Annotated in this window: 23 protein-coding genes and 1 tRNA gene; 8 read left to right on the forward strand and 16 right to left on the reverse strand. The window is 74.5% G+C overall.

Features of this window, described 5'->3' with window-relative positions; all coding sequences use genetic code 11:
- Positions 1-186: 186 nt before the first annotated feature.
- Together OU787_RS13645 and OU787_RS13650 are read right to left on the reverse strand one after the other, a co-directional pair.
- Positions 187-1,263, reverse strand: a complete 1,077-nt coding sequence (locus OU787_RS13645; RefSeq protein WP_442788463.1) for a family 2 encapsulin nanocompartment cargo protein polyprenyl transferase — start codon at positions 1,261-1,263, stop codon at positions 187-189.
- A gap of 111 nt (positions 1,264-1,374) precedes the next feature.
- Complete coding sequence (locus tag OU787_RS13650; RefSeq protein ID WP_268659474.1) at positions 1,375-2,781, reverse strand: family 2B encapsulin nanocompartment shell protein; 1,407 nt, start codon at positions 2,779-2,781, stop codon at positions 1,375-1,377.
- 370 nt (positions 2,782-3,151) lie between these two features.
- Between OU787_RS13650 and OU787_RS13655 the strand changes: the two genes are divergently transcribed.
- Positions 3,152-4,273, forward strand: coding sequence for an ATP-grasp domain-containing protein (locus tag OU787_RS13655; protein ID WP_268659475.1), 1,122 nt, complete (start codon positions 3,152-3,154; stop codon positions 4,271-4,273).
- On the opposite strand, the gene OU787_RS13660 is transcribed toward OU787_RS13655, so the two are convergent.
- Both OU787_RS13660 and OU787_RS13665 read right to left on the reverse strand, forming a co-directional pair.
- The gene (locus tag OU787_RS13660) at positions 4,270-4,803 is read right to left on the reverse strand and encodes a methylated-DNA--[protein]-cysteine S-methyltransferase (protein ID WP_030457921.1); all 534 of its coding nucleotides are present in this window, start codon (positions 4,801-4,803) and stop codon (positions 4,270-4,272) included. The two genes, OU787_RS13655 and OU787_RS13660, sit on opposite strands and share 4 nt — an antisense overlap.
- A gap of 41 nt (positions 4,804-4,844) precedes the next feature.
- Complete coding sequence (locus OU787_RS13665; RefSeq protein WP_268659476.1) at positions 4,845-5,069, reverse strand: hypothetical protein; 225 nt, start codon at positions 5,067-5,069, stop codon at positions 4,845-4,847.
- A 143-nt stretch (positions 5,070-5,212) separates the two neighbouring features.
- Between OU787_RS13665 and OU787_RS13670 the strand changes: the two genes are divergently transcribed.
- A complete protein-coding gene (locus tag OU787_RS13670) occupies positions 5,213-6,550 on the forward strand; it encodes a chloride channel protein (protein ID WP_268659477.1) in 1,338 nt (445 codons plus the stop codon).
- Between the two features lie 510 nt (positions 6,551-7,060).
- A complete protein-coding gene (locus OU787_RS13675) occupies positions 7,061-10,000 on the forward strand; it encodes an AfsR/SARP family transcriptional regulator (protein WP_232794804.1) in 2,940 nt (979 codons plus the stop codon).
- 7 nt (positions 10,001-10,007) lie between these two features.
- Here the strand turns inward: OU787_RS13675 and OU787_RS13680 are convergent, their stop codons facing one another.
- The 9 genes from OU787_RS13680 to OU787_RS13720 all read right to left on the reverse strand — a co-directional run bounded on the left by OU787_RS13680 (position 10,008) and on the right by OU787_RS13720 (position 17,512).
- The gene (locus OU787_RS13680; protein ID WP_157852082.1) at positions 10,008-11,030 is read right to left on the reverse strand and encodes a helix-turn-helix transcriptional regulator; all 1,023 of its coding nucleotides are present in this window, start codon (positions 11,028-11,030) and stop codon (positions 10,008-10,010) included.
- A 132-nt stretch (positions 11,031-11,162) separates the two neighbouring features.
- On the reverse strand, positions 11,163-11,906 hold the full coding sequence (locus tag OU787_RS13685) for a glycosyltransferase family 2 protein (RefSeq protein ID WP_268659478.1): 744 nt from the start codon (positions 11,904-11,906) through the stop codon (positions 11,163-11,165).
- Entirely contained in the window at positions 11,801-12,346 is a 546-nt protein-coding gene (locus OU787_RS13690) for a hypothetical protein (RefSeq protein ID WP_268659479.1), read from the reverse strand. The genes OU787_RS13685 and OU787_RS13690 overlap by 106 nt, the downstream gene beginning before the upstream one ends.
- Positions 12,347-12,363: 17 nt before the next feature.
- A complete protein-coding gene (locus tag OU787_RS13695; protein ID WP_030457945.1) occupies positions 12,364-13,554 on the reverse strand; it encodes a hypothetical protein in 1,191 nt (396 codons plus the stop codon).
- Entirely contained in the window at positions 13,551-14,474 is a 924-nt protein-coding gene (locus OU787_RS13700) for an LLM class flavin-dependent oxidoreductase (RefSeq protein ID WP_030457946.1), read from the reverse strand. The genes OU787_RS13695 and OU787_RS13700 overlap by 4 nt, the downstream gene beginning before the upstream one ends.
- Positions 14,471-15,685 (reverse strand): bifunctional diaminohydroxyphosphoribosylaminopyrimidine deaminase/5-amino-6-(5-phosphoribosylamino)uracil reductase RibD, encoded by a 1,215-nt coding sequence (gene ribD / locus OU787_RS13705; RefSeq protein WP_081966709.1) that lies wholly within the window; start codon positions 15,683-15,685, stop codon positions 14,471-14,473. The genes OU787_RS13700 and ribD overlap by 4 nt, the downstream gene beginning before the upstream one ends.
- Positions 15,686-15,895: 210 nt before the next feature.
- Positions 15,896-16,414 (reverse strand): NADPH-dependent FMN reductase, encoded by a 519-nt coding sequence (locus OU787_RS13710; RefSeq protein WP_051816522.1) that lies wholly within the window; start codon positions 16,412-16,414, stop codon positions 15,896-15,898.
- 94 nt (positions 16,415-16,508) lie between these two features.
- Positions 16,509-17,180 (reverse strand): GTP cyclohydrolase II, encoded by a 672-nt coding sequence (locus OU787_RS13715; RefSeq protein WP_232794805.1) that lies wholly within the window; start codon positions 17,178-17,180, stop codon positions 16,509-16,511.
- Between the two features lie 161 nt (positions 17,181-17,341).
- Entirely contained in the window at positions 17,342-17,512 is a 171-nt protein-coding gene (locus tag OU787_RS13720) for a hypothetical protein (protein ID WP_157852084.1), read from the reverse strand.
- A 353-nt stretch (positions 17,513-17,865) separates the two neighbouring features.
- Here OU787_RS13720 and OU787_RS13725 point away from each other — a divergent pair, with 353 nt between their 5' ends.
- Together OU787_RS13725 and OU787_RS13730 are read left to right on the forward strand one after the other, a co-directional pair.
- Positions 17,866-18,543, forward strand: a complete 678-nt coding sequence (locus tag OU787_RS13725; RefSeq protein ID WP_051816523.1) for a histidine phosphatase family protein — start codon at positions 17,866-17,868, stop codon at positions 18,541-18,543.
- 210 nt (positions 18,544-18,753) lie between these two features.
- Entirely contained in the window at positions 18,754-19,128 is a 375-nt protein-coding gene (locus tag OU787_RS13730) for a hypothetical protein (protein WP_157852086.1), read from the forward strand.
- A gap of 300 nt (positions 19,129-19,428) precedes the next feature.
- Here the strand turns inward: OU787_RS13730 and OU787_RS13735 are convergent, their stop codons facing one another.
- The 3 genes from OU787_RS13735 to OU787_RS13745 all read right to left on the reverse strand — a co-directional run bounded on the left by OU787_RS13735 (position 19,429) and on the right by OU787_RS13745 (position 20,301).
- Positions 19,429-19,824, reverse strand: a complete 396-nt coding sequence (locus tag OU787_RS13735; RefSeq protein ID WP_030457952.1) for a PIN domain-containing protein — start codon at positions 19,822-19,824, stop codon at positions 19,429-19,431.
- Positions 19,824-20,099, reverse strand: a complete 276-nt coding sequence (locus tag OU787_RS13740) for a hypothetical protein (protein WP_035953777.1) — start codon at positions 20,097-20,099, stop codon at positions 19,824-19,826. Before OU787_RS13740 ends, OU787_RS13735 begins: the two co-directional genes overlap by 1 nt.
- A gap of 128 nt (positions 20,100-20,227) precedes the next feature.
- Positions 20,228-20,301, reverse strand: a tRNA-Thr gene (locus OU787_RS13745).
- Positions 20,302-20,613: 312 nt separating this feature from the next.
- Here OU787_RS13745 and OU787_RS13750 point away from each other — a divergent pair.
- The 3 genes from OU787_RS13750 to OU787_RS13760 all read left to right on the forward strand — a co-directional run bounded on the left by OU787_RS13750 (position 20,614) and on the right by OU787_RS13760 (position 23,321).
- On the forward strand, positions 20,614-21,711 hold the full coding sequence (locus tag OU787_RS13750; protein ID WP_030463304.1) for an ABC transporter ATP-binding protein: 1,098 nt from the start codon (positions 20,614-20,616) through the stop codon (positions 21,709-21,711).
- Positions 21,712-21,961: 250 nt separating this feature from the next.
- Positions 21,962-22,399 (forward strand): hypothetical protein, encoded by a 438-nt coding sequence (locus OU787_RS13755; protein WP_030463303.1) that lies wholly within the window; start codon positions 21,962-21,964, stop codon positions 22,397-22,399.
- Between the two features lie 172 nt (positions 22,400-22,571).
- Positions 22,572-23,321, forward strand: coding sequence for a nucleotidyltransferase family protein (locus tag OU787_RS13760; RefSeq protein ID WP_030463302.1), 750 nt, complete (start codon positions 22,572-22,574; stop codon positions 23,319-23,321).
- Positions 23,322-23,336 lie beyond the last annotated feature (15 nt).

Below are 23,336 nucleotides of genomic sequence, written 5' to 3' on the forward strand. Positions count from 1 at the left end.
CCCGGTCTGCTGGCGGTTCACTGCCGGAGCGCGCATCTGCTTCTGGTTCTGTTCAAGACACGCAGCAGCCCCGACCTCCGATGGGCTCCGGCCACCAGCAGCACGGACCCGCCGTTCCCCGGGCCCCTGGTGGTGCATGCTCGTCTGCCGACAGTTCCCCGGGCCCCTGGCAGTGCGCTCCCCGGCTCAGTAGGTGCGGCGGGTGACGAGTTCGGCGAGGGCCAGCAGGTCGTCGGCGCGGGACGGGTCGGGGACGGCCGCGGCCAGGTGGGCGATGGCGGCGGCCATCCGGTCGCAGCTCTCGGTCTGCGCCCAGTTGCGGCCGCCGGCCCGGTCGACCGCGTCGGCGGCGGCGGCCAGCTCGGCGGGGCTGAGCGGGCGGCCGGTGGCGTAGAGGGCGGCGAGCTCCGCGCCCGCGGGGGTGCCGGAGGAGAGCGCGTGCACCACGGGGAGGGACTTCTTGCGGGCCGCGAGGTCGGCGCCCACCGGCTTGCCGGTGACCGCCGGGTCGCCCCAGATGCCGATCAGGTCGTCGATCAGCTGGAAGGCCAGGCCGATCTCCCGGCCGAAGGCGTCCATCGCGTCGGCGGCCTCGGCGTCCGCCCCCGCGTACAGCGCGCCGAGCGCGCACGCGCAGCCGAGCAGGGCGCCGGTCTTGCCCTCGGCCATGGTGAGGCACTCGGCGAGCGTGACGTCGGCGCGCTGCTCGAAGGAGCAGTCGGCCTGCTGGCCGGCGCACAGCTCGACCACGCAGTCGGCGAGCCGGCGGACCGAGGCGGCGGCGGCCGGGTGCGGGTCCTCGGCGAGCACCCGCAGGGCCAGGGAGTGCATGGCGTCGCCGGCCAGGATCGCGCCGGTGGTGCCGAACACCCGCCAGGCGGTGGGGCGGTGGCGGCGGGTGTGGTCGCGGTCGAGGACGTCGTCGTGCAGCAGGGTGAAGTTGTGCACCAGCTCGACGGCGGCCGCGGCCCGCACCGCGTCCTGCGGGCGGCCGCCGACGGCGGTGGTCGCGGCCAGCACCAGCGCCGGGCGGATCGCCTTGCCGGCGCCGACCGTGCTGGGGCCGCCGTCGGCCTCCAGCCAGCCCAGGTGGTAGCCGGAGACCAGCCGCATGGAGTCCGGGAGGGTGTCGACGGCGGCGCGCAGCGCGGGGTCGACGACGGTGCGGGCCCGGCCGAGCAGGGCCATCGCCTCGGCGGTGTCGCGGCCGCCCTCGGCGGCGGCGGTGCCGTGCTGTTCGCGTTCGGGCACGGTGATGGCCATGGTGAGTCCTCCCCCTCGGCCGGCCCCGGGCGGCGGGGCGGCAGGAATGCGCGCTGACGGCGCGTCAGGCGGTGGGACGGGCGGGCCCAGGACGGTGGGCCCGCCCGGTGGTCAGTGCTGCCGGTGGTCGACGTTCACGTTCTCCAGGACGCCGATCGCGTCGGGAACGAGGATCGCGGCCGAGTAGTAGGCGCTGACCAGGTAGGAGATGACCGCCTTCTCGTCGATGCCCATGAAGCGGACGTTCAGGCCCGGCTCGACCTGGTCCGGCAGCGCGCCGGGGCGCAGGCCGATCACGCCCTGGTTGTCCTCGCCGACGCGCATCGCCAGGATCGAGGTGGTGCCGTTGACCACCGGGATCTTGTTGCAGGTGAGGATCGGGACGCCGCGCCAGGTCGGCACCGTCCTGCCCTCGAACCGGATCGACTCCGGGTACAGCCCGCGGCTGTTGCACTCCCGGCCGAAGGCGGCGATCGCCTTCGGGTGGGCCAGGTAGAACCTGGTGCTGCGGCGGCGGCAGAGCAGCTCGTCCATGTCGTCCGGGGTGGGCGGGCCGGAGTGGGTCTGGATCCGCTGGCCGTACTCGGCGTTCGCCAGCAGGCCGAACTCCGGGTTGTTGACCAGCTCGTGCTCCTGGCGCTCGCGCAGCGCCTCGACGGTCAGCCGGAGCTGGTGCTCGGTCTGGTCCATCGGCTTGTTGTAGAGGTCGGCGACCCGGCTGTGCACCCGCAGCACCGTCTGGGCGACGCTCAACTCGTACTCGCGCGGCTTGAGTTCGTAGTCGACGAAGGCGGTGGGCAGGTCGAACTCGCCCTCGTGGCCGGCCGACATGCCGATCGCCGCCTCGCCCTTGTGGGTCTGCGGGAGCTGCGAGTCGGCGATGAAGGCGAGGATCTGGTCGCGCAGCGCCTCGGAGCGGTCGGCCAGCTCCTGGAAGGCGGGCCAGGCCAGCACCATCACGGTGCCCGCGGTGGCGGCCTTGACGCTGTAGGGCCAGCGGCGGTCGGCGACGGTGAGCGCCTCGTCGCCGATGTGGTCGCCGTCCGCGAAGGTGCCCAGCACGGTCGGGTCGCCGTACTTGCCGGTGCCGATCTTGTCGACCTTGCCGTGCGCGATCAGGAAGACCTCGTCGATCTCGCCGCCCTGCTCGATCAGCACCTCGCCCGCGGCGAAGTCGCGCTGGACGAAGCGGCCGGCCAGCTCGACGAGCAGCGCGTCGTCCTCGAAGCCGCGCAGCACCGGGACCTCGCGCAGCGTCGGCGGGACGACCGTGACCTCGCGGCCGGTCTGCGCGAAGCCCACCCGGCCGCGGCCGACCGCGTACGACAGCCGCCGGTTGACCCGGTAGGTGCCGCCGGAGACCTCGACCCAGGGCAGCGCGCGGAGCAGCCAGCGGTTGCTGATCTCCTGCATCTGCGGGGCCGACTTGGTGGTCGACGCGAGGTTCTTGGCGGCCGCCACCGAGAGGCTGCTCCGCTGCCCCGTCCGGGAGATTTCGGCGGTGGTTTCGGTCGTCATTTCCGAGGGGCCCCTAGATCGTTTCGGCGGCACGTTGCGGCACCCATGCTGACGCCCGTTCAGGTGAGGCGGCAATCACTCGTGGGGGTGATTCAGGTGCGTGGACGCAATAGTGCGACCAGTGCACTGGATCGATCATCGTTCGATCCCGACGCCCCTCCGGGCACCTCTCCGGACACCCCTCCGAGGGCCTCCGGAGCACCCCCGTAACACCCCCGTTCCAGGCGTCCGCGCTGCTCACCAACCCCGTGTTCGAATCCGCCCGGAACAGCGCTAAGGTGGCCCCCTCACCGCGTGGTGACCGCCGCCACAGAGCAGGCGAACCGGTCGGTGACCTCCCATCGGCACGCCCTTCTCCAGGGAGACCCTCGTGACCGCGCCCGTCCGCGTCTGGCTGAACCGCACCTACGCCGAGAACGTCTTCTTCGTCGACCTGCTGCGGGCCGCGCCGCGCCCGGTGCACGTCCTGGCCACCCACGTCGACCCCGACTCCCCCGTGCTCGCCGCCGCCGACCTGGGCGCCCTGGAACCCGACGGGCTGAGCGCCGAGGGGTACGTGGAGTTCGCGCTGGAGTTCTGCGCCCGGCACGACGTGGACGTGTTCCTGCCGCGGCTGCACCAGCTGGCGATCTCGCTGCGCCGGCGCGACTTCGAGGCCCTGGGCACCGCCCTGGTCTGCCCGCCCGCCGCGGCGATCTCGCTGTTCGCCAGCAAGGCCGACGGCTACCGGGCGCTGGACACGGCCGGGCTGCCCACCCCGCTGTGGCGGCAGGCCGACACCGCCGCCGAACTGCTCGCCGCCGTCGAGGAGATCGAGGCCACCGGGATGACCGCCTGCCTGAAGCCGGCCACCGGCGCGGGCGGCGAGGGCTTCCGCGTCCTGACCCGCGAGCCGTTCAGCCTCCGCCGGCTCGCCGGGTACGTCGACACCCGGGTCCAACTCGACCAGGTGCTGGGCGCGTTGGAGCAGTCCGCGGCCCCCGCCGAACTGCTGGTGATGCCCTACCTGGACGGCCCCGAGGTGTCCGTCGACTGCCTGGCCGAACCGGACGGCCGGGTGCTGGCCGCGGTCGGCCGCACCAAGCGGGGCCGCCGCCGCGGCTTCACCCTCGACCCGGCCTACCTGGAGCCGGCCCGCCGCCTGGTCGAGGAGTTCGGCGTCGGCCACCTGTCGAACGTGCAGTTCCGGCACGAGCGGGGCACCGGCCGCGCGGTGGTCCTCGACATCAACACCCGCCCGTCCGGCGGCCTGCACCAACTCCGGCTGTGCGGGCTCAACCTGCCCGCCGCGGCCCTCGAACTCGCCCTCGGCCACCGGCCCGCGCTCCCGGCCGCGACGGAACTGACGCTCGGCGAGTACACCCTGGTCTCCACCGTCCAGGCGGTGCTGCCCCGGCAGGCGGCGGCGCCCGCGCTGGAGCGGATCGACGAAGGCGCCGCGGCGGGGCTGGTGCCGGTGCCAGTGCCGGTGCCGGTCCCGGTGCGGGCCTAGAGCTCCGGCCCGGACCAGTCCAGGGTCGGCGGGAGCACCCCTTCCAGGGTGAGCAGCCAGCGCTTGGTCTCCACGCCGTGCCAGGCCCCGCCGAAGCCGCCCAGGCCGTCCGCGGCCACCACCCGGTGGCAGGGCACCAGCAGGGGCAGCGGGTTCGCCCCCATCATCTGCCCGACCGTCCGGGCCGGTACCCCCGGCTCGGACGGTTCGGTGAACACCCCGCTGCGGGCGGCGAGTTCGCCGTAGGTGATGGTGCTCCCCCAGCCGACGTCCGCCCACAGGCGGCGCAGCACCGCCAGGTGGGGTCCGGAGGCCAGCCGCCAGTCGATCGGCAGCTCCAACTCCCGCCGCCCACCGGCGAAGTACTCGCCGACCCGGGCCCGCACCAGGTCGGCCTTGCGCGCGTCGGTGCACTCCGGGACCGGCCCGTCGCAGACGTAGCCGGCGGCGGCCACCCCCCGGTCCGTCACCCCGAACCGCATCGGCCCGCTCGGCAGCGGGGTCGGGACGGTCACCCAGGAGAGCTCCATCCCCCCACTGTAGGGGGCGGGCGGGGGCTCGAAGACGGGCCCTAGAGGTGGTCGCGGAGGTAGCCGGCCAGGGTGCGGGACCAGGTGGCGAGGGCGGCCCGGTCGGGGGTGCCGCCCGCGCCGAGGGCGGCGAGCTGTTCGCTGGAGAGGTGCCCGCCGGCGGCGAGCGCGGACAGGCCCGCGAGCACCGACGCCAGGTGTTCGGCGTCGTCGTGGCTGAGCATCACGAGGGTGTCGGTGTGGCCGATGGTCATGGAACCGGGCATCGCGTCCTCCTCGGTCGGTCCTTCCGTCCACCGTACGGCGGCGGGAGCGGTCCTCGCCCGTTCGGTCCACCCCGCTGGCCGGGGGGCGGTCGGGCGCCGGACGGTCGGAGGACGTGTGTCCGCCGTCGGAGACAGGAGCGCAGATGCCGGCAGCACCGGTCGTCGACACGTCCTCGCCGCCCAGCCTGCGCGAGCTGCTCCGCAGCCCCGGGTACGGGCGGCTGCTGCTGGTGTCGGCGCTGGTCGGGGTGCCGGTCTCGCTGGCCGCGTTCGGCTTCGTCGGGCTGGAGCACGAACTGCAGCACTGGGTGTGGGGGTCGCTGCCCGAGGCCCTGGGCTACGGGCAGCCGCCCTGGTGGTGGCCGCTGCCCGCGCTGGCGCTGGCCGGGCTGCTGCTGGCGCCGATCGTGACCCGGATGCCGGGCCGGGGCGGGCACACGCCGGTGCTGGGGCTGGGCGGGCCGCCGACGCTGCCGGTGGAGGTGCCCTCGGTGGTGCTGGCGGCGCTGGCCGTGCTGCCGCTGGGCGCGGTGCTCGGCCCGGAGGCGCCGCTGATGGCGCTGGGCAGCGGGCTGGCGCTGATGACGGTGAGCGCGGCGAAGCGGGCGGCCGGTCCGATGGTCGGGCCGATGCTGGGGGCGGCCGGGTCGACGGCGGCGATCGCCACCATCTTCGGGAGCCCGCTGGTCGCGGCGGTGATGATGATCGAGGCCGCGGGCCTGGGCGGGGCGCAGCTGACCATGCTGCTGCTGCCGTGCCTGCTGGCCTCGGGGGTGGGCGCGCTGGTGTTCACCGGCTTCGGGCACTGGACCGGCCTGTCGATCGGCGCGCTGAGCCTGCCGTCCGTGCCGAAGGCGCAACTGCCGGACGCCGGGGACTTCCTGTGGGGGGTGCCGCTGGCGGTGGTGATCGCGCTGGTGCTGGTCGCGGGGCAGACGCTGGGGCACCGCTTCGCGGCGTTCACCGCGCACCGGACGGCGGCCCGCACCGTGCTGTGCGCGGTGCTGGTGGGCGCGTGCATCGCCGGGTACGCGCTGGTGACGGGGCGCTCGCCCGAGGAGGCCGCGCTGTCGGGGCAGGCCGCGCTGGGGCAGCTGGCGGCGGACCCGCGCGGCTGGTCGGTCGGGGCGCTGCTGGCGCTGGTGCTGTTCAAGGGGCTGGGCTGGGGCGTGGCGCTCGGGTCGCTGCGCGGCGGGCCGATCTTCCCGGCCGTGCTGCTGGGCTCGGCGCTCGGGGTGGCGGCGGGCGGGCTGCCGGGCCTGGGCGTCGAGGCGGGGCTGGCGGTCGGGCTGGCGGCGAGCAGCGCGGCGGTCACCCGGCTGCCGGTGACCAGTACGGTGCTGGCGGCGGCGCTGCTGGGGGACCAGGCGGCGGACTCGATGCCGCTGCTGATCGTCTCGGCGGTGGTGGCGTTCCTGACGGCGACGTTCGTGCACCGGGTGGCGGCGCCGGACCACGCGTCGGACCACGCCTCGGAGTAGCCGTTCGGCGGGTGGGGCCGCCCCGGGTCGGTGGCGGCATCCGGGGGTGCGCGGGTTCCCCCGCCCGCGGCGTCTGCCGCGGGCCGACCGCGCTCCCCGGATCCGCGGCACCGGCGGCGCTCCCCCGGGCGCCGTGCGGTGCGTGCGCCGGGCCCCGGGACGGCGAGCGGCTGCCGTCGGTGCGGGGTTCGGCGGGCGCGGCCGCCGGGTGTCCGGGCGGCCGCGGGTCCGGTCGGCCCCCTGCCGGTCGTGGCGGGGGCCGGGGTGGGTCAGGACCAGGCGATGTCCCGCCGGGGGCGGCGGGCGGTGGCGGTGCGCTGGGTGCGGGGCATGCTCTTCTCCGTGCCGTGGCGTGGGGCCGGAAGCGGTCGGGTTCCGGCGGGCGGTCCTTGGTGCGACAGGACAAGCCTGGATCGAGCCGATAATCGGCCGATAACATCTGTCTAACGTGCACCGACGGGGAGTCGGACGGGGCGCACGCGGACAGGGAGCACCACGGTGCGCTTCGGCTTGCTCGGAACTCTGACGGTCCACGACGGAACGGCCGAGCGCCCGATCCGCGGACCCAAGGCCCGCACCCTGCTCGCCGTCCTGCTGCTGAACGCCGACCGGCCCGTCTCGCTCGACCGCCTGGTCGACGCGCTCTGGGGCGAACACGCCCCCGCCACCGCCGAAGCCTCGCTGCGCAACCTGGTCGCCCGGCTGCGCAAGTCGCTCGCCGACGAGGACGGGACCCGGCTGCGCGCCACCCCCGCCGGCTACCGGCTCGTCGTGGCGGACGAGGAACTCGACACCCGGCGGTTCGAGGCGGCGGTCCGGCGCGCCCACGCCGCGCACGAGGCCGGCGACCTGCCCGCCGTCCTGGCCGAGACCGCCACCGCGCTCGGCCTGTGGCGCGGCGAACCGCTCGCCGACCTGCCGGAGGCGGCCGGGAACGGCGCGGCGTGCGAGCAGTGGCGGGAGAGCCGGCTGCAGGCCCTGGAATGGCGCTTCGACGCCGAACTGCGCCTGGGCCGCCCGCACGCCCTGATCCCCGAACTCACCCGGCTGGTCGGCGAACACCCGCTCCGCGAAGCCTTCCACGCCCAGCTGATCCGGGCCCTCCAGGCGACCGGCGACCGCGCCCGGGCCCTCGCCGTGCACCAGCGCCTGCGCACCGCCCTGGTCGAGGAACTGGGCGTCGAACCCGGACCCGCCGTGCGGGAGGCGCACCGGCGGCTGCTGGCCGAACAGCCGGAGCCGGAACCGGAGTTGCTGTCCGAGCCGGTGCCGGAGTTGCTGTCCGAGCCGGTGCCGGTGTCCGAGCCGGAGCTGGCGTCGGCGTCGGCGTCGGTGGCCGCGGAACGTCCTCGACCCGCCCAACTCCCTTCCCCCGCCGCCCACTTCGTCGGACGGCAGGAGCAGCTGGAGGCACTGCGCCGCGCCCTGCTCGCCGACTCCGACCGGACGGCGGTCGCCGTGGTCAGCGGCATGGCGGGCGTCGGCAAGTCCGCGCTGGCGGTGCGGTGCGCCGACGGGCTGCGGGCCGAGTTCCCCGACGGGCAGCTGTTCCTGAACCTGCGCGGCGCCACCCCCGGCCTGGCCCCGCTCACCGCGCACGCCGCGCTCACCGCCCTGCTGCTCGGCCTCGGCACCGCACCCGGCGCGATCCCCGAGGACGCCGGCGGCGCCGCCGCCCTGTTGCGCACCGCCCTGGCCGGCACCCGCACCCTGCTCGTCCTCGACGACGCCGCCGACCCCGCCCAGGTCCGCCCGCTGCTGCCCGCCACCCCCGGCTGCGCCGTCCTGGTCACCGGCCGCACCCCCATGCACACCCTGGACCACGCTCTGCACCTGCGGCTCGACGCCCTCTCCGAACGCGACAGCATCGCCCTGGTCGAACGCACCGCGGGCCGCTCCACCGCCGACCGGTCCGTGGTCGCCATCGAACAGGCCGACCTGGCCCGCCTGGTCCGGCTCTGCGGCCGGCTGCCGCTCGCCCTGCGGATCGCCGGCGCCCGCCTCGCCGCCCGCCGCACCCTCCCCGTCCGCGGCCTGGTCGGCCGGCTGGAGGAACCCGCCGACCGCCTCGACGAACTCGAACTCGACGACCTGAGCATCCGCCAGTCCCTCGCCCTGACCCACGACTCGCTGCGCGCCTCCACCCGCCGCCCGGACCTGCGCGCCGCCGACGCCCTCGCCGCGATCGGCGCGATCGACCTGCCCGACTACTCCGCCCCGCTGCTCTCCGCCGTCCTGCGGATCACCCCCGCCCAGGCCGGCGCCGCCCTCGACCGCCTCGTCGAGGTCGCCCTCCTCGACGAACCCCGTCCCGACCGGTACGCCCCGCACGACCTGGTCCGCGACTACGCGCGCGAGCTGGTTCCCGACCCCGAGGCCCACATCCGGGCCGCACTGGAGTGGTACTTCTCGCTCGCCTCCCGAACGGCCCATGCCCTCGACCCCGACATCCACCGGAATAGCCAACTGCCCCCGGTGGAAGCCGCCGACCAGTTGGACGAGGACGAGGCGCTGGCCTTGAGCGACGCCGAGTTCGACAACCTGCTGGCCTTGGTCGAGCAGCTCGCCGACACCTCCTGGGCCACCGCCGACGACGTTTCACCGCTGGTCCGCGCGCTGATGCCCTACCTGCGGATCTGCGAACGCACGGAGTCCTTCCGGATGAACGAACTCGTCCACCACCTGGCGCTGCGCGACGGCAACCGCACCGCCCAGGTGTTCGCCCTCAACGGCATGGCCCACGCGCACTACCTCGCCGGCCGCAACCTGCTCGCCCTCGAACTCCTCGACCAGTGCCTCCCACTGGTCGACGGTCCCCAGCGCGGGCGGATGCAGGGCAACCGGGGCATGCTACTGACCAGCCTCGGGCGCACCGAGGAGGCGACTCGCTGCCTAGAGGAGTCCCTGGCCCGGAGCATCCAGGACGAGGACCTCCGCAGCGAGGCCATCGCGCTCAGCGCCCTCGGCAACCTGGTCGAGGCCGAGGACCCGCACCTCGCCCTCGCCCACCACCGGCGCAGTGCCGAGATCGGACAGCGCTGCGACTTCGGCTTCGCGGTCAACACCGGCCTCGCCAACATCGGCTTCGCCCACCTCCGACTGGACGACCCCGCCGAAGCGCTGCGCCACTTCGTCCTGGCCACCGAGACCCACGCGTCCGTCACCGCCCAGGACCCGAACCCCGAAGGATGGCGTGGCCGGGCCGAAGCGCTGCGCCGTCTGGGACGGCTGGAGGAAGCCCTCGCCATCATCCGAGACCTGCTCGCACGGACCGCGTCCCAGCAGAACAACGTCTCCACCGGAATGATCGAGCACACCCACGGCCTGATCCTGCGCGACCTCGGCCGCCCGGCCGAGGCCCGCGCCGTCTGGGAGGCGACGCTGTCCCGGTTCCGCACCGCCGATCACAAGGTGGTCGCCGAACTGCGCGAACTGCTCGCGGCGGGCTGACGGGCGGTCAGCGCAGCCAGGAGCGTTCGGCGGCGCGGGCGCCGGCCTGGAAGCGGCTGCGGGCCTCCAGCAGGTCCATCAGTTCGGAGATCAGGCGGCGGACGGTGCGTTCGGAGACGCCGAGCTTGCGGGCCGCGACCACGTCGGTCTCGCCCTGGTGGAGGATCCGGAGCAGGGCGTAGTGCTGGCCCGACAGGCCGTGCGGGTCGCGGCTCCTGGCGTCGCCGAGCGGGGTGGCGCCGGACCAGACCAGGTCGAACAGGGCGCACATGGCGGCGACCGCGCCGGTGCCGTACAGCACGGTCGCGGTGTCGCTGCGCTCCGGGTCGAGCGGGACCACGGCGGCCTCGCGGTCGACGATGGTCATCCGCATCGGCAGCGAGGGCACGGTACGGACCTGGCCGCCGCGTTCGCCCAGCCAGCGGGCGTAGTCGGTGGTGGGCTGATGGTTGCGCACCGAGTCCAGGAAGATGGTGCGCAGTTCGACGCCGCGGTGCAGCAGTTCCTCGTCGAGCGGGCGGCTGGTGCGGCGGGCGGACTCGCTCTGGCCGCCGCCGGGGATGAAGGCCAGCACCTGGGAGCGGGTGCGGGCGCCGAGTTCGGCCAGCCGGTCGCGGATCGCGTCCACCCCGACCAGGTCCTCGGTGTGGGTGAAGCGGCGGCCGGAGGCCGACTCGGTGCGGATGATCTCGTAGGCGGCCTGGGCCTGTTCGACCTGCTGCCGGTGGGCGAGGAGTTCCGCCTCCCGGTGGGCGAGCAGGGCCTTGAGGCCGAGTTCGGGGATCACCGGGCGCAGGGTGAGCGGGTCGTCCCAGGAGGAGCGGAGCAGGGAGAGCCCGGTGAGTTCCCGGTAGGCGGCGTGGACCTCGTCCGCGGACAGGCCGAGTTCGGCGGACAGGGCGCCCTCGGCGGGTTCGGGGGTGCGCAGCAGGGCCTGGTAGACCAGGCTCGCCGCCTCGCTCAGGCCGAACGCCTGCAGCACGGCCTGCACGTCAGGACGCGTCCGGTGCGCGGCGGACCCGGTCGACATCGCTCACCGTGTTCATCGGAGCCCCCATTGCCCGATAGACGTGACCATTCGCGGTGTAGGTCTAGACCACTGGGGCGGGTGGTGTCAAAGGTTTCGGCGAAGCCGGCGGAGAATCTCCACTCCACGAACCGCTCACTGCACGAGGTAGCGGTCCAGCCGGCCGATCGGGCCCGCCGGCTTCCAGGTCATGTAGGGGATCTCGTCGTTCTGCCGCGCCTCCTCCGGCCGCAGCGGCCGGACCGGGTGGTGCAGGTGCACCATGAAGTCGTCGTAGGCGTACAGCGCGGTCGCCGACTGCAGCCGCAGCACCAGGTCCACGTCCTCGCCGCCCCAGTTCTCGTACCGCTCGTCCATGCCGCCGATCCGGTCGAACACCTCGCGGGTCAGCCAGACGCAGCCGCCCACCGGGCGGCGCATCCAGAAGCCGCGCAGCGCCGCCGGGTCGAGCGCCGGCTCGCCGCCCGGGCCGCGGGTGTGCACCGCCCGGACGCTGGAGCCCTCGTCCAGGTAGAGCATGTCGCGGTAGGGCAGGAACGCCCCCACGCCCGGTTCGCGGAACCGGGCCAGGCTGCGGGCGACGAACCCGCGGTCGGGCAGCAGGTCGGCGTCGAAGACGCAGACCGTCTCGGCCCGCACCGCCGAGTTGGCCACTCCGGCGTTCACCACCCACGCCTTGTTGAAGGCGCCGGGGTGCGGCGCGAACAGGTACTCGTCGGCCAGCGGCGCGATCAGCTCCCGGCGGCGCGGCTCGCGGTCCGCCTCGACCACCGTCACCGTGTACCCGCCCGGCACCTCGTCCTGGTCGCGCAGCGCGGCCAGGCAGGCCAGCAGGTTGCGCAGCCGCTCCCCGCCCCCGCCGCCGTCCCGGAACGGCACCACCAGCTGGGCAGCCGGACCCGGCACGCCCGTCCGCTCCGGCACCGGGGCGGCGGTGGGGACGGGCGGGGCGGCAGGGCGTCCGGGCCGACGGCCGCGCCCAGGTGGTGGCCGATCCGGCCGCGCTGCGTGGTCTGCCAGGCCAGGTCGGTCAGCGGCCGCATCCGCTCCGGGAACTTCTCGATCATCGGGATCAGCGCGGCGACCAGGGCCCGATGGTGCTCGGGCCGCTCCGGCGCGGCCAGCAGCCGCCGGGCGGCCGGGGCGAACGGCGCGGCGTCCTCGTCGCCCGCGAGCCGGGCCAGCCGCTCGGTCAGCGGCTGCGTGCGGTACCAGTGGTACGGGTTGGTGGCCCGCGCGTGCGGGTCCGCGTGGATCACCAGCGAATCCGCGACGAGGCGGGCCGCGGCCGACGGGTCGGTGACGCGTAGCCAGGACATGGTGGTCTCCCAATTCCTCACGGGCGAGGGGTCGGTGAAGGGCGGGTGCCGCCCGGCGGGGGCGGCTCGGCGGGCTCCGGCTCGGCGGGATCCGGCCCGCCGCACGGCGGCGCGTCCGCGGGCAGGGCGCGCAGTTCCTCGGCCGGCCAGTGCTCCACGCCGTGGTTGGAGCGCAGCCTCGCGCCGACGCCGACCGCCCGCCACAGCACGTCGGTCAGCTCGTCGGTCCAGTCGTCCGGCCACTCCGGGGCCGGCACCGGGCCGGCCGCGTCCAGCACGGCCGCGCACAGGCAGGGCCGCAGGACCGGCGCCGCGGTCTCGACCGGGGCCCGGCCCAGCACGGTGCCCAGCGCCAGCCCGTAGCGGACCACCTCGGTGAGCGGCAGCACCCGCTCCCGGGCGCCCGGCGTCGGCCGGTCGGTGACCGCCACGAACGCCGCCGCCGGGGCCGCCACCGGCCAGTTCCGGCCGGCGCGGGCCATGTGCCGGGTCCAGGACGCCTGCCGCCAGGTCGCGGTGCCGGCGTCCCACAGCGAGATCAGGGCCCGGCCGCCGGACAGCCGGGGCAGCACCTCCGGCAGCGGGCTGACCAGGTCGGACACCCCGCCGGACGACCGCCCCGCCGCCCCGGCGCACCGCGCGGCCGAGGGCCGGGGCGGGGCCCCGGGCGCCGCCGGGGACGCGGCCAGGCCGCCGACGTGCAGCAGCAGGTCCAGCCGGTGCCGCCGGGCGAAGGCCGGCAGCAGCCCGTCCGGGGCGGCGCCCGCCGCCAGCGCCCCGGCCGCGAACCCGGCGAACGCGAGCGCCGCCCCGGACGGCAGCAGCACGGCCGCCGGGGACAGGCAGTCCTGCGGCACCGCCGCGGCCCAGCCGCAGCCGCGCAGCGCCGCCAACCGGACCGCCCCCGCGTTCCAACTGCCGCCGCCCGCCGCGGACAGCACCAGGGCGGCCCGGGGACGGCCGGCCACCGCGCGGAGCAGCTCGGCGGTGAACCCGGGCGCCAGCTCGGTACCGGCCCGGACCACCAGGTGGTGGGTCGAACCGGTGCCGGCCGCGGCCCGCCAGGCCCCGACCAGCGCGGCCGCCGGGTCGGCCCGGACCACCGGGACTGGGCCGAACTCGCCCAGTGCAGACGGGACTTCGCCAACGCCCGGGCCGGCCGCCGGGGCCGCCGGGGCCGCCACCGCCACGCTGATGACGATCGTCACGGCGCGCTGCCGACCGGGGCCGGGGCCGCACCGGCTGAGGCCGCACCGGCCGGGACCGCACCGGCCGGGACGGGCGTCGCCAGTTCCCTGCTCCGGGCGGCCAGGACGGCCAGTTGGCGCCCGGTCAGGTCGTCGAACGGCAGGTGCAGGACCAGCCGCTCCAGGCCGTGCCGGACGTACCGCTCCAGCAGCGGGGCGAGCAGCTCGGCGCCGACCTCGACCACCGCGATCCGACCCAGGTCGCGCACCCCGACCGGCAGGTGCCGGTCCGCGGTGCTGACCGCCAGGCTGAGCTGCATGGTGCGGGGCAGCAGGGCGCCGGGGTGGCCCTCGTCCGGGTTCGTGAGCTTCTCCGGGGGCAGGCCCGGCACCATCAGGCCGTCCAGGTACGGGCCGAGCTCGGACAGCACGGCCGGGTCGCCGCTGGCCAGCAGCATCGGCGGGGGCCGGAAGCCCGGGGGCTTCTCGAACCGCACGGTGTCCGGCAGGTCGCGGCCGCCCTGGCGGAGCAGGTCGTCCAGGGTGCGGACGGTCTGCAGCAGGTTCTGCCGCCGGGCCTGCCGGTCCAGGCCGTACAGCGCGTTGACGTTGGTCCGGGAGCCCGCGCCGAGGCCCAGGACCAGCCGGTTGCCGGAGATCTGCTGGAGCATCACCACCGAACGGGCCATGCTCAGCGGGTGCCGGTAGCCGGCGCACAGGATCGCGGTGCCGAACTCCTCGAACGGCAGGCCGGTGCCCATCGCGTGGGCCAGGTCGGCGACCGGGTCGCCGGCCACCGCGCGGTCCACGCCGTCGTTCTCGGTCAGCGTGACGTCCCTGGTCCACACCCCGGTGAAGCCGAGTTCCGCCGCCTCGTACAGGCGGCGCAGGCCGTGCTGCCACGGGTCGTCGTACAGCGGGAGCAGGATGCCGGTCCTCATGCCGTCCACCCCCCGGCGCCGACCGGAACCCGCTCACCCGGAACGCCCTCGCCCGGGACGCCCTCGCCCGGCAGGTCGGGGACCGGCAGATCGGGGACCGGCAGGTCGGGAACCCGCAGATCGGGGACCGGGACGACGGAGACCCGCAGGTCCGGCCCGACCGGTTCGGCCGCCCGGAACTCCCAGCGCAGCGCCCCGCCGATGGTGCAGATGCCGAGGTCGCCGAGCAGCGCGGGCCCGGCGCCGAGCAGTGCCGGGGCCAGGTGGCCCACCGCCTCGTCCACGCAGTCGGCGGCCAGCAGCCGGGCCGCGGTGCGCGGGCCGCCCTCGACCAGCACGGAGCGGATGCCCAGGCCGAGCAGGGCGGAGAGCAGCGCCCGCGGGTCGACCTGCCCGTCGTCCGGCCCGTCGGCCGGCCCGGCCGACGGGTCGTCGGGCGGGCCGATCGGGAGCAGTTCGGCGCCGGGTGGGGCGGCGGCCCGGGCGAACCGTTCCGGGACGGCCAGCAGCGTCCGGGCCGACCCGTCGAACACCCGGGCCGTCGCGGGCAGCCGGGACGGGTCGGCGGCCACCACCACCCGCACCGGGGCGGGGCCGGCCACGCCGTGCCGGACGCCCAGGTGCGGGTCGTCGGTGCGGACCGTGCCCGCGCCGACCAGCACCGCGCCGTGCCGGGCCCGCAACAGGTGGGCGTCGGCGCGGGCCGCGGCGGAGGTGATCCAGCGCGAACTGCCGTCGGCGGCGGCGATCCGGCCGTCCAGGGTGGCCCCGAACTTCCAGGTCACCCAGGGCCGGAGCCGGGTGGCGTTGGTCAGCCAGTACCGGTTCGCCCGGGTCGCCTCGGCGGCCAGCAGCCCGCCCTCGGTGGCGATCCCGGCGGCGGCCAGCACCGCCGCCCCGCCGCCGGCCCGCGGGGTCGGGTCGGCCACCGCGTACACCACCCGGGCCACCCCGGCGGCCCGCAGCGCCTCGGTGCACGGGCCGGTGCGGCCGGTGTGGGCGCACGGTTCGAGGGTCACCACGGCGGTGCCGCCGCGGGCCCGGGTGCCGGCGGCGGCCAGCGCCACCACCTCGGCGTGCGGTTCACCGTCGTGCCGGTGCGACCCCTCGCCGACCACCCGCAGCCGCTCGTCCAGGACGACACAGCCCACCGTGGGGTTCGCGCCGGTCAACCCCAGCCGTTCGGCGGCCAGTTCGACGGCCCGCTGCATCGCCCGCTGCTCGACCTGCTCGCGCGCCGTCCTCCGCTCGACCTGCTCGCGCGCCGTCCTCCGCTCGGCCCGCTCGCGGGCCGACTTCCGCTCGACCTGCCCGTCCTGCCCGGTCTTCCTGTCCTGCCCGGTCTGCCCGGTCTGTTCTGCCTGCCGACCGCGTTCGGCCTGCCGGTCCATCGCTTCCCGCCCGTTCTGCTGATGCACCGCCTACACCCCCGCCGGGGTGCGGAACGCCGTGCCCAGCCGCAGCAGTTCACCGGCGATCAGCTCGCACCGCTCGGCCAGTTCGTCCCCGGGGCCGACCGGTGCGCCGCCGACCGTGCGGAAGTCGTCCGGACAGCCGGCGGTCTGGGTGGGCACCACCCAGGCGCCCATCGCCCTTGCCACCGTGCGCAGTTGGTCGCACACCACGTTGCCGGTGCGCGGCCCGCTGCCGTTCGCGGCGACCGCGACCGGCTTGTCGGCGAACGCGTCGCCGGGCAGCCGGTCCAGCACCGCCTTGAGCAGGGCCGAGTAGCCGCCGTGGTAGACCGGGGAGACCAGGACCACCGCGTCCGCCCGGGCGATCCGATCGAGCAGTCCGACCGGGTCGGCGGCCTCCGGGCCCCCGGCGTGCACCGTCTCGGGCGCCATCCCGGCCGACCCCAGCGCGTCGCCGATCGCCCGGCCGAGCGCCGCCGTGTAGGAGTTCACGCGTTCGCTGCCGATGAATACCAGTGCTCTCATGCCGTCCTCCTGATGTGCCCCGGGCTCATGCCGTCCTCCTGGCCGAATGCGGGTGCGGGTACGGGTTACGGGTGTGTGCGGGCGCGGACGCGGGTCAGCGCGCGAGCCGGCCGGCCGGCTCGCCGAGGGCCAGCGTGTGGCGGGTCACCCGGGCCTTGGTCTCCAGGTAGAAGCGGTTGTCCTCGGTGACGAACACCCCGGTCGGCACCACCGCGACCACCTCGATCCCGTAGCGGGCGAGCTGGGCGGCCTTCTCCGGGTTGTTGGTGAGCAGCCGGATCCGGGTCAGGCCGAGCAGCCGGAGCATCTCGGCGGCGGCACGGTAGTCCCGGGAGTCCGGGGCGAGTTGGAGTTCCTCGTTCGCCGCGTAGGTGTCGTATCCGGCGTCCTGGAGCAGGTAGGCGTCCAGCTTGTTGTACAGGCCGATGCCGCGGCCCTCCTGGCGCAGGTACAGCACGCAGCCGCCGGTGGTGCCGATCCGGCGCACCGCCTCGTGCAGCTGCGGGCCGCAGTCGCAGCGCGCCGAGCCCAGCACGTCGCCGGTCAGGCACTCGGAGTGCAGCCGGACCAGCGGCACCGGGTCCGGGTCCGGGCGGTCCTCGCCCAGGGTGATCGCTATGTGCTCGCCCGGATCGCTCAGGCCGTGGAAGGTGTGCAGCCGGGCGGCGACGGTGTCGCCGTTGTTCAGGTGGATCGGTACGGGCACGGTGGCGCGGATCTTCGCGGACACCGTCTCGGTCGCGGGCATCGTCTCGGCTACGGTCATCGCTCGTCCTCTCTCACGCCGGCTGGCGCCGGACACTTCGGCAGGTCTTCGGTGGAAATTCGGCAGGACTCCGGCGGGGAACCACCGGATCCCGGCGGACCTCGACGGGTATCGACAGGCATCGAGGGGCCGTGGTGGGGCTCGGTACGGGGTGGCCGCGGTCAGCGGCAGACGCCGGCGACGACGTCCCACATCAGGCTGGCCGGGCAGACCACCGACTCCCGCGGCAGCTCGTCGGCCGCCGCCTGCGCGGGGGCCCCGGACAGCAGGACCACCACCGACGCGACAGCGGAGATCCCGGCGATCCAGAGGGGGGTTCCGGTCTTCTTCATGGCATTCTCCAGAGGATTTTTAGCCGTTCAGGAATGGCGGTCGCCTCCCCGCCACGGTCGGGCCTTCGAATTCGCTCGACGACCAACTGTCCCCCGGCCGGAAAGGCTTTCGCCACCGATGCCGCTGGCCGGACCGTGCCTGGCCTGATCCGGACAAGAACCCATCCCGGCCAGGGAGTTGGGCCGGTCGGCGAATTCCCGGATGCCCGAGTTGCCGCATTCCGCACCGGTCCTGCCGGAAGTGCACGGAATCACCGAATAGGCCACCAGGTCCACCGTTTCCGCACGATTCTCCGATCCCCCGACTTTCAACGGAGCGCATTTCCCGCGACCTCCCGGTCTAGGCTGGAGAAATGACCAGCGCACCGGACGGCCGGGCCACCGGACCCGCCGCACCCACCCCGCTCACCCCACCCACCACCCTGCTGCTGCTGCGCCACGGCGAGACCGCACTGACCCCGCACCGCCGGTTCTCCGGCAGCGGCGGCACCGACCCCGAACTCTCCGGCACCGGCCTCGCCCAGGCCGCCCGCGCAGCCGCCTCCGCCCTGCTCGCCGAGGCACCCGTGCACGCCGTCATCAGCTCCCCGCTGCGCCGCTGCCGGCAGACCGCGCAGGCCGCGGCCGAACGGCTCGGGCTGGACGTGGAGATCGAGGACGGCCTGCGGGAGGCCGACTTCGGGCACTGGGAGGGCCTCACCCTGGACGAGATCCGCACCCGCCACCCCGCCGACCTGCGGGCCTGGCAGTCGTCCGCGACGGCGGCGCCCACCGGCGCCACCGAGTCCCTCGCCGAAGTCGCCGCCCGCACCGCCACGGCCCGCGACGCCCTGCTGGCCCGGCACCCGGGCCGCCGCCTCCTCCTGGTCAGCCACGTCACGCCGATCAAGACGCTGATCGCCGGAGCACTGACCGCCCCCGCCGAGGCGACGCACGCCATGCACCTCTCCCCGGCCTCGCTCTCCGTCCTGGTCCACACCGGCCCGCGCGCCACCATGCACCTCTACAACGACACCTCCCACCTGCGCTGAACCCCCTCGCCCAGCAGGACCGTCCGGCCACCGCCCCGGCCCGCCGGCCGGATCAGGCCCGGCCGGGCCCGGCCGGCCCGGAGCGTGGCGGCCCCTCGCGTCACCGGGCGAGAGTGGAAACGATCAGCGAGCCCGCCCCCCCTCCCCGCCGTCCCACGCCCGAGAGGAAGCCACGGCCCCCACATCGTCTTCGCGCCCCAATTGCCCGACGTGACAACGGAGTTCCTCCCCGCACCGGACCGGCCGAACGAACCGGCCACGGTCGCCCCTTCCAGACCGAGGCTCTCCCTCGGCCTGCCCGAACTCGCGGGCCAGGAACGGGTGATGGCCGCCACCGTGCTCGACCCGTTCGACGTCGGGATGTTCGTCCCGCTGTCGTTCCTGTTCTTCGCGCTGACCCCCGACCTGACGGTCGCCCAGGTCGGCCTGAGCACCAGCATCGCCACCGCGCTCTCACTGCCGGCCGCCCCGGCGGCCGGCACCGCCGTCGACCGCTGGGGCCCCGCACCTCGCCGATCGCCAACAACCTGCCCGCCGCGGCCGGTTACCTCTGCTACCTGCTGGTGGCCTCACTGCCCTCACTGATCGGCAGCATGCTGCTGGCGCTCTGCGCCGAACGCCTCCGCCAAGCACCTACCGACAGTTCGCTGAGCCCCTGTCGGGTTCGAACCGACGACCCCCGCTCTACAAGACGAAACCTGATCACGTCGGTACGTGACGCCTGATGCTGCGCGGCGCCGAACCTGCAGGTCGGCGCCATGCATCAAGTTTCGACAGTCCGGCCCCGCCGGCGCTGCCGCTGTGCAGTCCGCTCACGCATGGCTCACGCAACAGGGCCGGTCGGTACGGCATCCACCATGGCCCGACTCATCCCGCATGCCACCGTCAGATGCCCTTGACCACAACACGGTCACCGCAGAGCAGACGCATGTCCTCCTCGTCGGACGTGAAGATCGTGACGTCACCACGCTGACGCAGCGCCACGGCGGCAAGAGCGGCGTCGATGGCGTACTTGTGTCCGTGCAGGCCTGCTGTCTCCAACAGTTCGATCGCTTCTCCGGCGATCTCTCTGGTCACGGGCTCGACTGCGATCCTGGAGAGGGCCCATGCCCACGCAGCCTTCTTGACGCGCCCGTGGTAGGCCTCGATGAGCGTCATCGACGTGGTCATGACCCGGATGCCGGAGCGGTCCGCGTCCTTGAGCCGGGCGCCCATGGCGCGGTGGCCGAGAACGGCTTGAGACAGGCCTTCACTGTCGAGCAGGTAGACGAGCTCGGACATCAACTCGCCTTGCGACGGGGCGCAGTCCGGGCTTTGCGCTCCGCGTGCTGTCGCTGGAGCGCCAGCCGCTCCGCCTCTGCGAGCGCCAACTCCGCGTCGGTCACCTCGCCGTGCTCGCCCTCCCACCAACCGACGAACTCGTGCAGGTTGTCGCGCTCACGCTGGCGCTCTATGGCCTGTGTGACATAACGGCTGAATCCACCAGACCCCACCTCGGCGCGGATCTCCTCCGCCAACTCCTCGGGCAGCGTCACGGTGTACTTCTTCGTTGCCATACCAGACATCATACCGACCGGCGGTCGCACTCGGGGCGCTCACGTAAACGGCCTCGGACCAGGGGTCCGAGGCCGTTGATCAAGCTTCCGGAAAGCCGAAGCCGCAGCTCATCCGAGATGGAAACGAGAGCCCCCTGTCGGGTTCGAACCGACGACCCCCGCTTTACAAGAGCGGTGCTCTGGCCAGCTGAGCTAAGGAGGCGCGGTGGCCGTCCGCGGGATCCACGGCGGCACCAGTGGGCAGTGTACCGGGCGGGGGCTCGGGGATGCGGGGGTTGTGGGGGGTGCGCGGGGGTGGTCGGGGGCAGCCGGGGACGGGGGTGTGACCGGATCGATGCCAACTCGGGGGCGGCAGAGGGCTGACAAAAGGATGAACTGCCAGGTAGCGTCGCGGGGAGTCGCACTCGGCGCCAGTGGTTCAGACCAGTCGGTCGGGCCGGCCGGGGTGGCGGAAGAACATCCACCTTTACTCGGATCGTCCGGCACGTTCCTGCCGGTGAAGGAGCGAAGCACCATGGCTTCTGTGACGTACGACAAGGCCACCCGTGTGTACCCGGGTGCCGACAAGCCCTCCGTCGACCAGCTCGACCTGGAGATCGCGGACGGCGAGTTCCTCGTCCTGGTCGGCCCCTCCGGCTGTGGCAAGTCGACCTCGCTGCGCATGCTGGCCGGCCTGGAGGACGTGAACGAGGGCGCCATCCGCATCGGCGACCGCGACGTGACCCACCTGCCGCCGAAGGACCGGGACATCGCGATGGTGTTCCAGAACTACGCGCTGTACCCGCACATGACCGTCGCCGAGAACATGGGCTTCGCCCTGAAGATCGCCGGCGTGAACAAGGCCGAGATCCGCACCAAGGTCGAAGAGGCCGCCAAGATCCTCGACCTGACCCAGTACCTGGACCGCAAGCCGAAGGCGCTCTCCGGCGGTCAGCGCCAGCGTGTCGCCATGGGCCGCGCGATCGTCCGCCAGCCGCAGGTCTTCCTGATGGACGAGCCGCTGTCGAACCTGGACGCCAAGCTCCGCGTCTCGACCCGTACCCAGATCGCCTCGCTGCAGCGCCGCCTGGGCATCACCACGGTCTACGTCACCCACGACCAGACCGAGGCCATGACCATGGGTGACCGCGTCGCGGTCCTCAAGGACGGCCTGCTGCAGCAGGTCGACGCCCCGCGCGCGATGTACGACCGCCCGGGCAACCTGTTCGTGGCCGGCTTCATCGGCTCCCCGGCGATGAACCTGATCGAGGTTCCGCTGGTCGACGGCGGCGTGAAGTTCGGCGGCTCGATCATCAACATCGCCCGCGAGGACCTGGCCAAGGCCGGCAGCGCGAAGAACGTCGTGGTCGGCATCCGTCCCGAGCACTTCCAGGTCGTCCCGGCCGGCGGCCTCGAGGGCGTCGCGGTCACCGTCAACGTGGTCGAGGAGCTCGGCGCGGACGGCTTCGTGTACGGCACCACCCAGGTGTCCGGCGAGGACAAGGACATCGTGGTCCGCGTGCACAGCCGCGAGATCCCGCAGCGCGGCGAGACCATCCACGTGGTGCCGGTCGGCAACGAGCCGCACGTCTTCACCACCGAGGCCGACGGCGGCGTGCGCCTGAGCCGCTGACGACAGCACCGGAGGGGCGCCGCACCTGACGGCGGCGCCCGTCCAGCCGCTCTTCCACGGAACCCCCTGCCCACGGCGGTCGGCAGGGGGTTCCGGCGTTCCCGCACACACCACCGGAACGCCCCGGAGCCCTTCGAGGGCCTTCCGAGGGCCACCGCGTCAACCCGATGGCGGAACAAAACGGGGCACCCGTCACTCGATGGGGTAACGTGGCGCGCCCGCACCGCCACGCAGCGCTACTCTCCTGTGCGTGAAACAGCTCGTGCGCCGCATCGCCCAGACCGTTGCCCTCACCCTGCCGGTGATCCTGGTGACCACCGGCACGCTCGCCGTGACCCGCGTCCCGTGGGCCCCGCCGACGGGCCTGGACCAGCAGGTGGTGGCGGCCTCCAGCGGTGACGGCACCATCGGCCGCACCGCCACGGCCCCCAACACCCAGGGCATGGCCCCGCAGGACGCCCTCCGGGTGGACCTGATGGAGGAGCTGAAGAACCACAACCCGGGCACCGCGCTCGACCTGCTCGAACGCACCATGCGCGAGAACCCGACGCTGACCCCGTACTGCAGTGCGCTGGCCGGCGACCTCGGCCGCGCCGCGGTGAAGAAGTACCAGGGCGACGTGCAGCGCGCCCGCTCCTTCGCCCGCCCGGTCTGCGACGGCTCGTTCGCCGCCGGCGTGGTCAACTGACCGACCCCGCAACGGAACCGGCCTTGCGCCGGAACCGACCCCGCAACGGAACCGGACCCGCAACGAGGGGCCGCATCAAAACCCGGCTCCGCAGCGTGACACCCCGGCGCGAACGCCGGTCGGCCCGCGGACGCCGGCCGGCCGGGGCGGCGGTCCCGCTATCGTGGCGCGCATGACAGCAGACACCGGCCCCGCCCCGGGTGCCACCGCCCCCGCCGTCACCCAGGCGGTGATCCTGGCCGGCGGGCAGGGCTCCCGGCTGCGGCCGTACACCGACGACCGGCCCAAGCCGCTGGTGGAGATCCCCGGGACCGGGAAGCCGATCATCGGGCACCAGCTGGAGTGGCTGGCCGCCGAGGGCGTCACCGACGTGGTGATCTCCTGCGGCCACCTCGCCGAGGTCCTGCGGGACTGGCTGGAGCAGGCCGACCTGCCGCTGCGCACCCGGACCGTGGTGGAGGACGAACCCCTGGGCCGCGGCGGCGGGTTGCGCTACGCGGCCGCCGCCCTGCCGCGCCCCGCGGAGCCCTGGTACGCCACCAACGGCGACATCTGGACCAGGTTCAGCCTCCGCGAGATGGCCGCCTTCCACCACGAGCGGGCCGCCGTCGCCACCCTCGCCCTGGCCCGCCCGCGGATCCCGTGGGGCGCCGTCGAGACCGACCGGTTCGGCAACGTCCTCGACTTCATCGAGGCCCCGCCGTCCCCGTTCCTGATCAACGCGGGCCTGTACGTCTTCGCGCCCGGCTTCCGCGAGCTGCTCCCCGAGGTCGGCGACCACGAGCGCACCACCTTCCCGCAGTTGGCCCGCGACCGCCGCCTGGCCGGCTACCAGCTCCCGCAGGGCTGCTACTGGCGCGCCATCGACACCGCCAAGGACCTCACCGAGGCCGCCAAGGAACTCGCCACCATCCGCGAGTAGCAGCGCCCGTCGGCG

Source organism: Kitasatospora sp. YST-16 (assembly GCF_026802215.1).
In the GTDB taxonomy this organism is placed as follows: Bacteria; Actinomycetota; Actinomycetes; order Streptomycetales; family Streptomycetaceae; genus Kitasatospora; species Kitasatospora cineracea.

Coding starts and splice junctions, on each gene's coding strand:
- OU787_RS13760 (WP_030463302.1), top strand. CDS start 22,572: ATGACAGCAGACACCGGCCCCGCCCCGGGTGCCACCGCCCCCGCCGTC.
- OU787_RS13750 (WP_030463304.1), top strand. CDS start 20,614: ATGGCTTCTGTGACGTACGACAAGGCCACCCGTGTGTACCCGGGTGCC.
- OU787_RS13680 (WP_157852082.1), bottom strand. CDS start 11,030: ATGTCGACCGGGTCCGCCGCGCACCGGACGCGTCCTGACGTGCAGGCC.
- OU787_RS13650 (WP_268659474.1), bottom strand. CDS start 2,781: ATGACGACCGAAACCACCGCCGAAATCTCCCGGACGGGGCAGCGGAGC.
- OU787_RS13715 (WP_232794805.1), bottom strand. CDS start 17,180: ATGACCGTAGCCGAGACGATGCCCGCGACCGAGACGGTGTCCGCGAAG.
- OU787_RS13710 (WP_051816522.1), bottom strand. CDS start 16,414: ATGAGAGCACTGGTATTCATCGGCAGCGAACGCGTGAACTCCTACACG.
- OU787_RS13720 (WP_157852084.1), bottom strand. CDS start 17,512: ATGAAGAAGACCGGAACCCCCCTCTGGATCGCCGGGATCTCCGCTGTC.
- ribD (WP_081966709.1), bottom strand. CDS start 15,685: ATGCAGCGGGCCGTCGAACTGGCCGCCGAACGGCTGGGGTTGACCGGC.
- OU787_RS13665 (WP_268659476.1), bottom strand. CDS start 5,069: ATGCCCGGTTCCATGACCATCGGCCACACCGACACCCTCGTGATGCTC.
- OU787_RS13700 (WP_030457946.1), bottom strand. CDS start 14,474: ATGAGGACCGGCATCCTGCTCCCGCTGTACGACGACCCGTGGCAGCAC.
- OU787_RS13690 (WP_268659479.1), bottom strand. CDS start 12,346: ATGTCCTGGCTACGCGTCACCGACCCGTCGGCCGCGGCCCGCCTCGTC.
- OU787_RS13645 (WP_442788463.1), bottom strand. CDS start 1,263: ATGGCCATCACCGTGCCCGAACGCGAACAGCACGGCACCGCCGCCGCC.
- OU787_RS13735 (WP_030457952.1), bottom strand. CDS start 19,824: ATGTCCGAGCTCGTCTACCTGCTCGACAGTGAAGGCCTGTCTCAAGCC.
- OU787_RS13725 (WP_051816523.1), top strand. CDS start 17,866: ATGACCAGCGCACCGGACGGCCGGGCCACCGGACCCGCCGCACCCACC.
- OU787_RS13670 (WP_268659477.1), top strand. CDS start 5,213: ATGCCGGCAGCACCGGTCGTCGACACGTCCTCGCCGCCCAGCCTGCGC.
- OU787_RS13660 (WP_030457921.1), bottom strand. CDS start 4,803: ATGGAGCTCTCCTGGGTGACCGTCCCGACCCCGCTGCCGAGCGGGCCG.
- OU787_RS13740 (WP_035953777.1), bottom strand. CDS start 20,099: ATGGCAACGAAGAAGTACACCGTGACGCTGCCCGAGGAGTTGGCGGAG.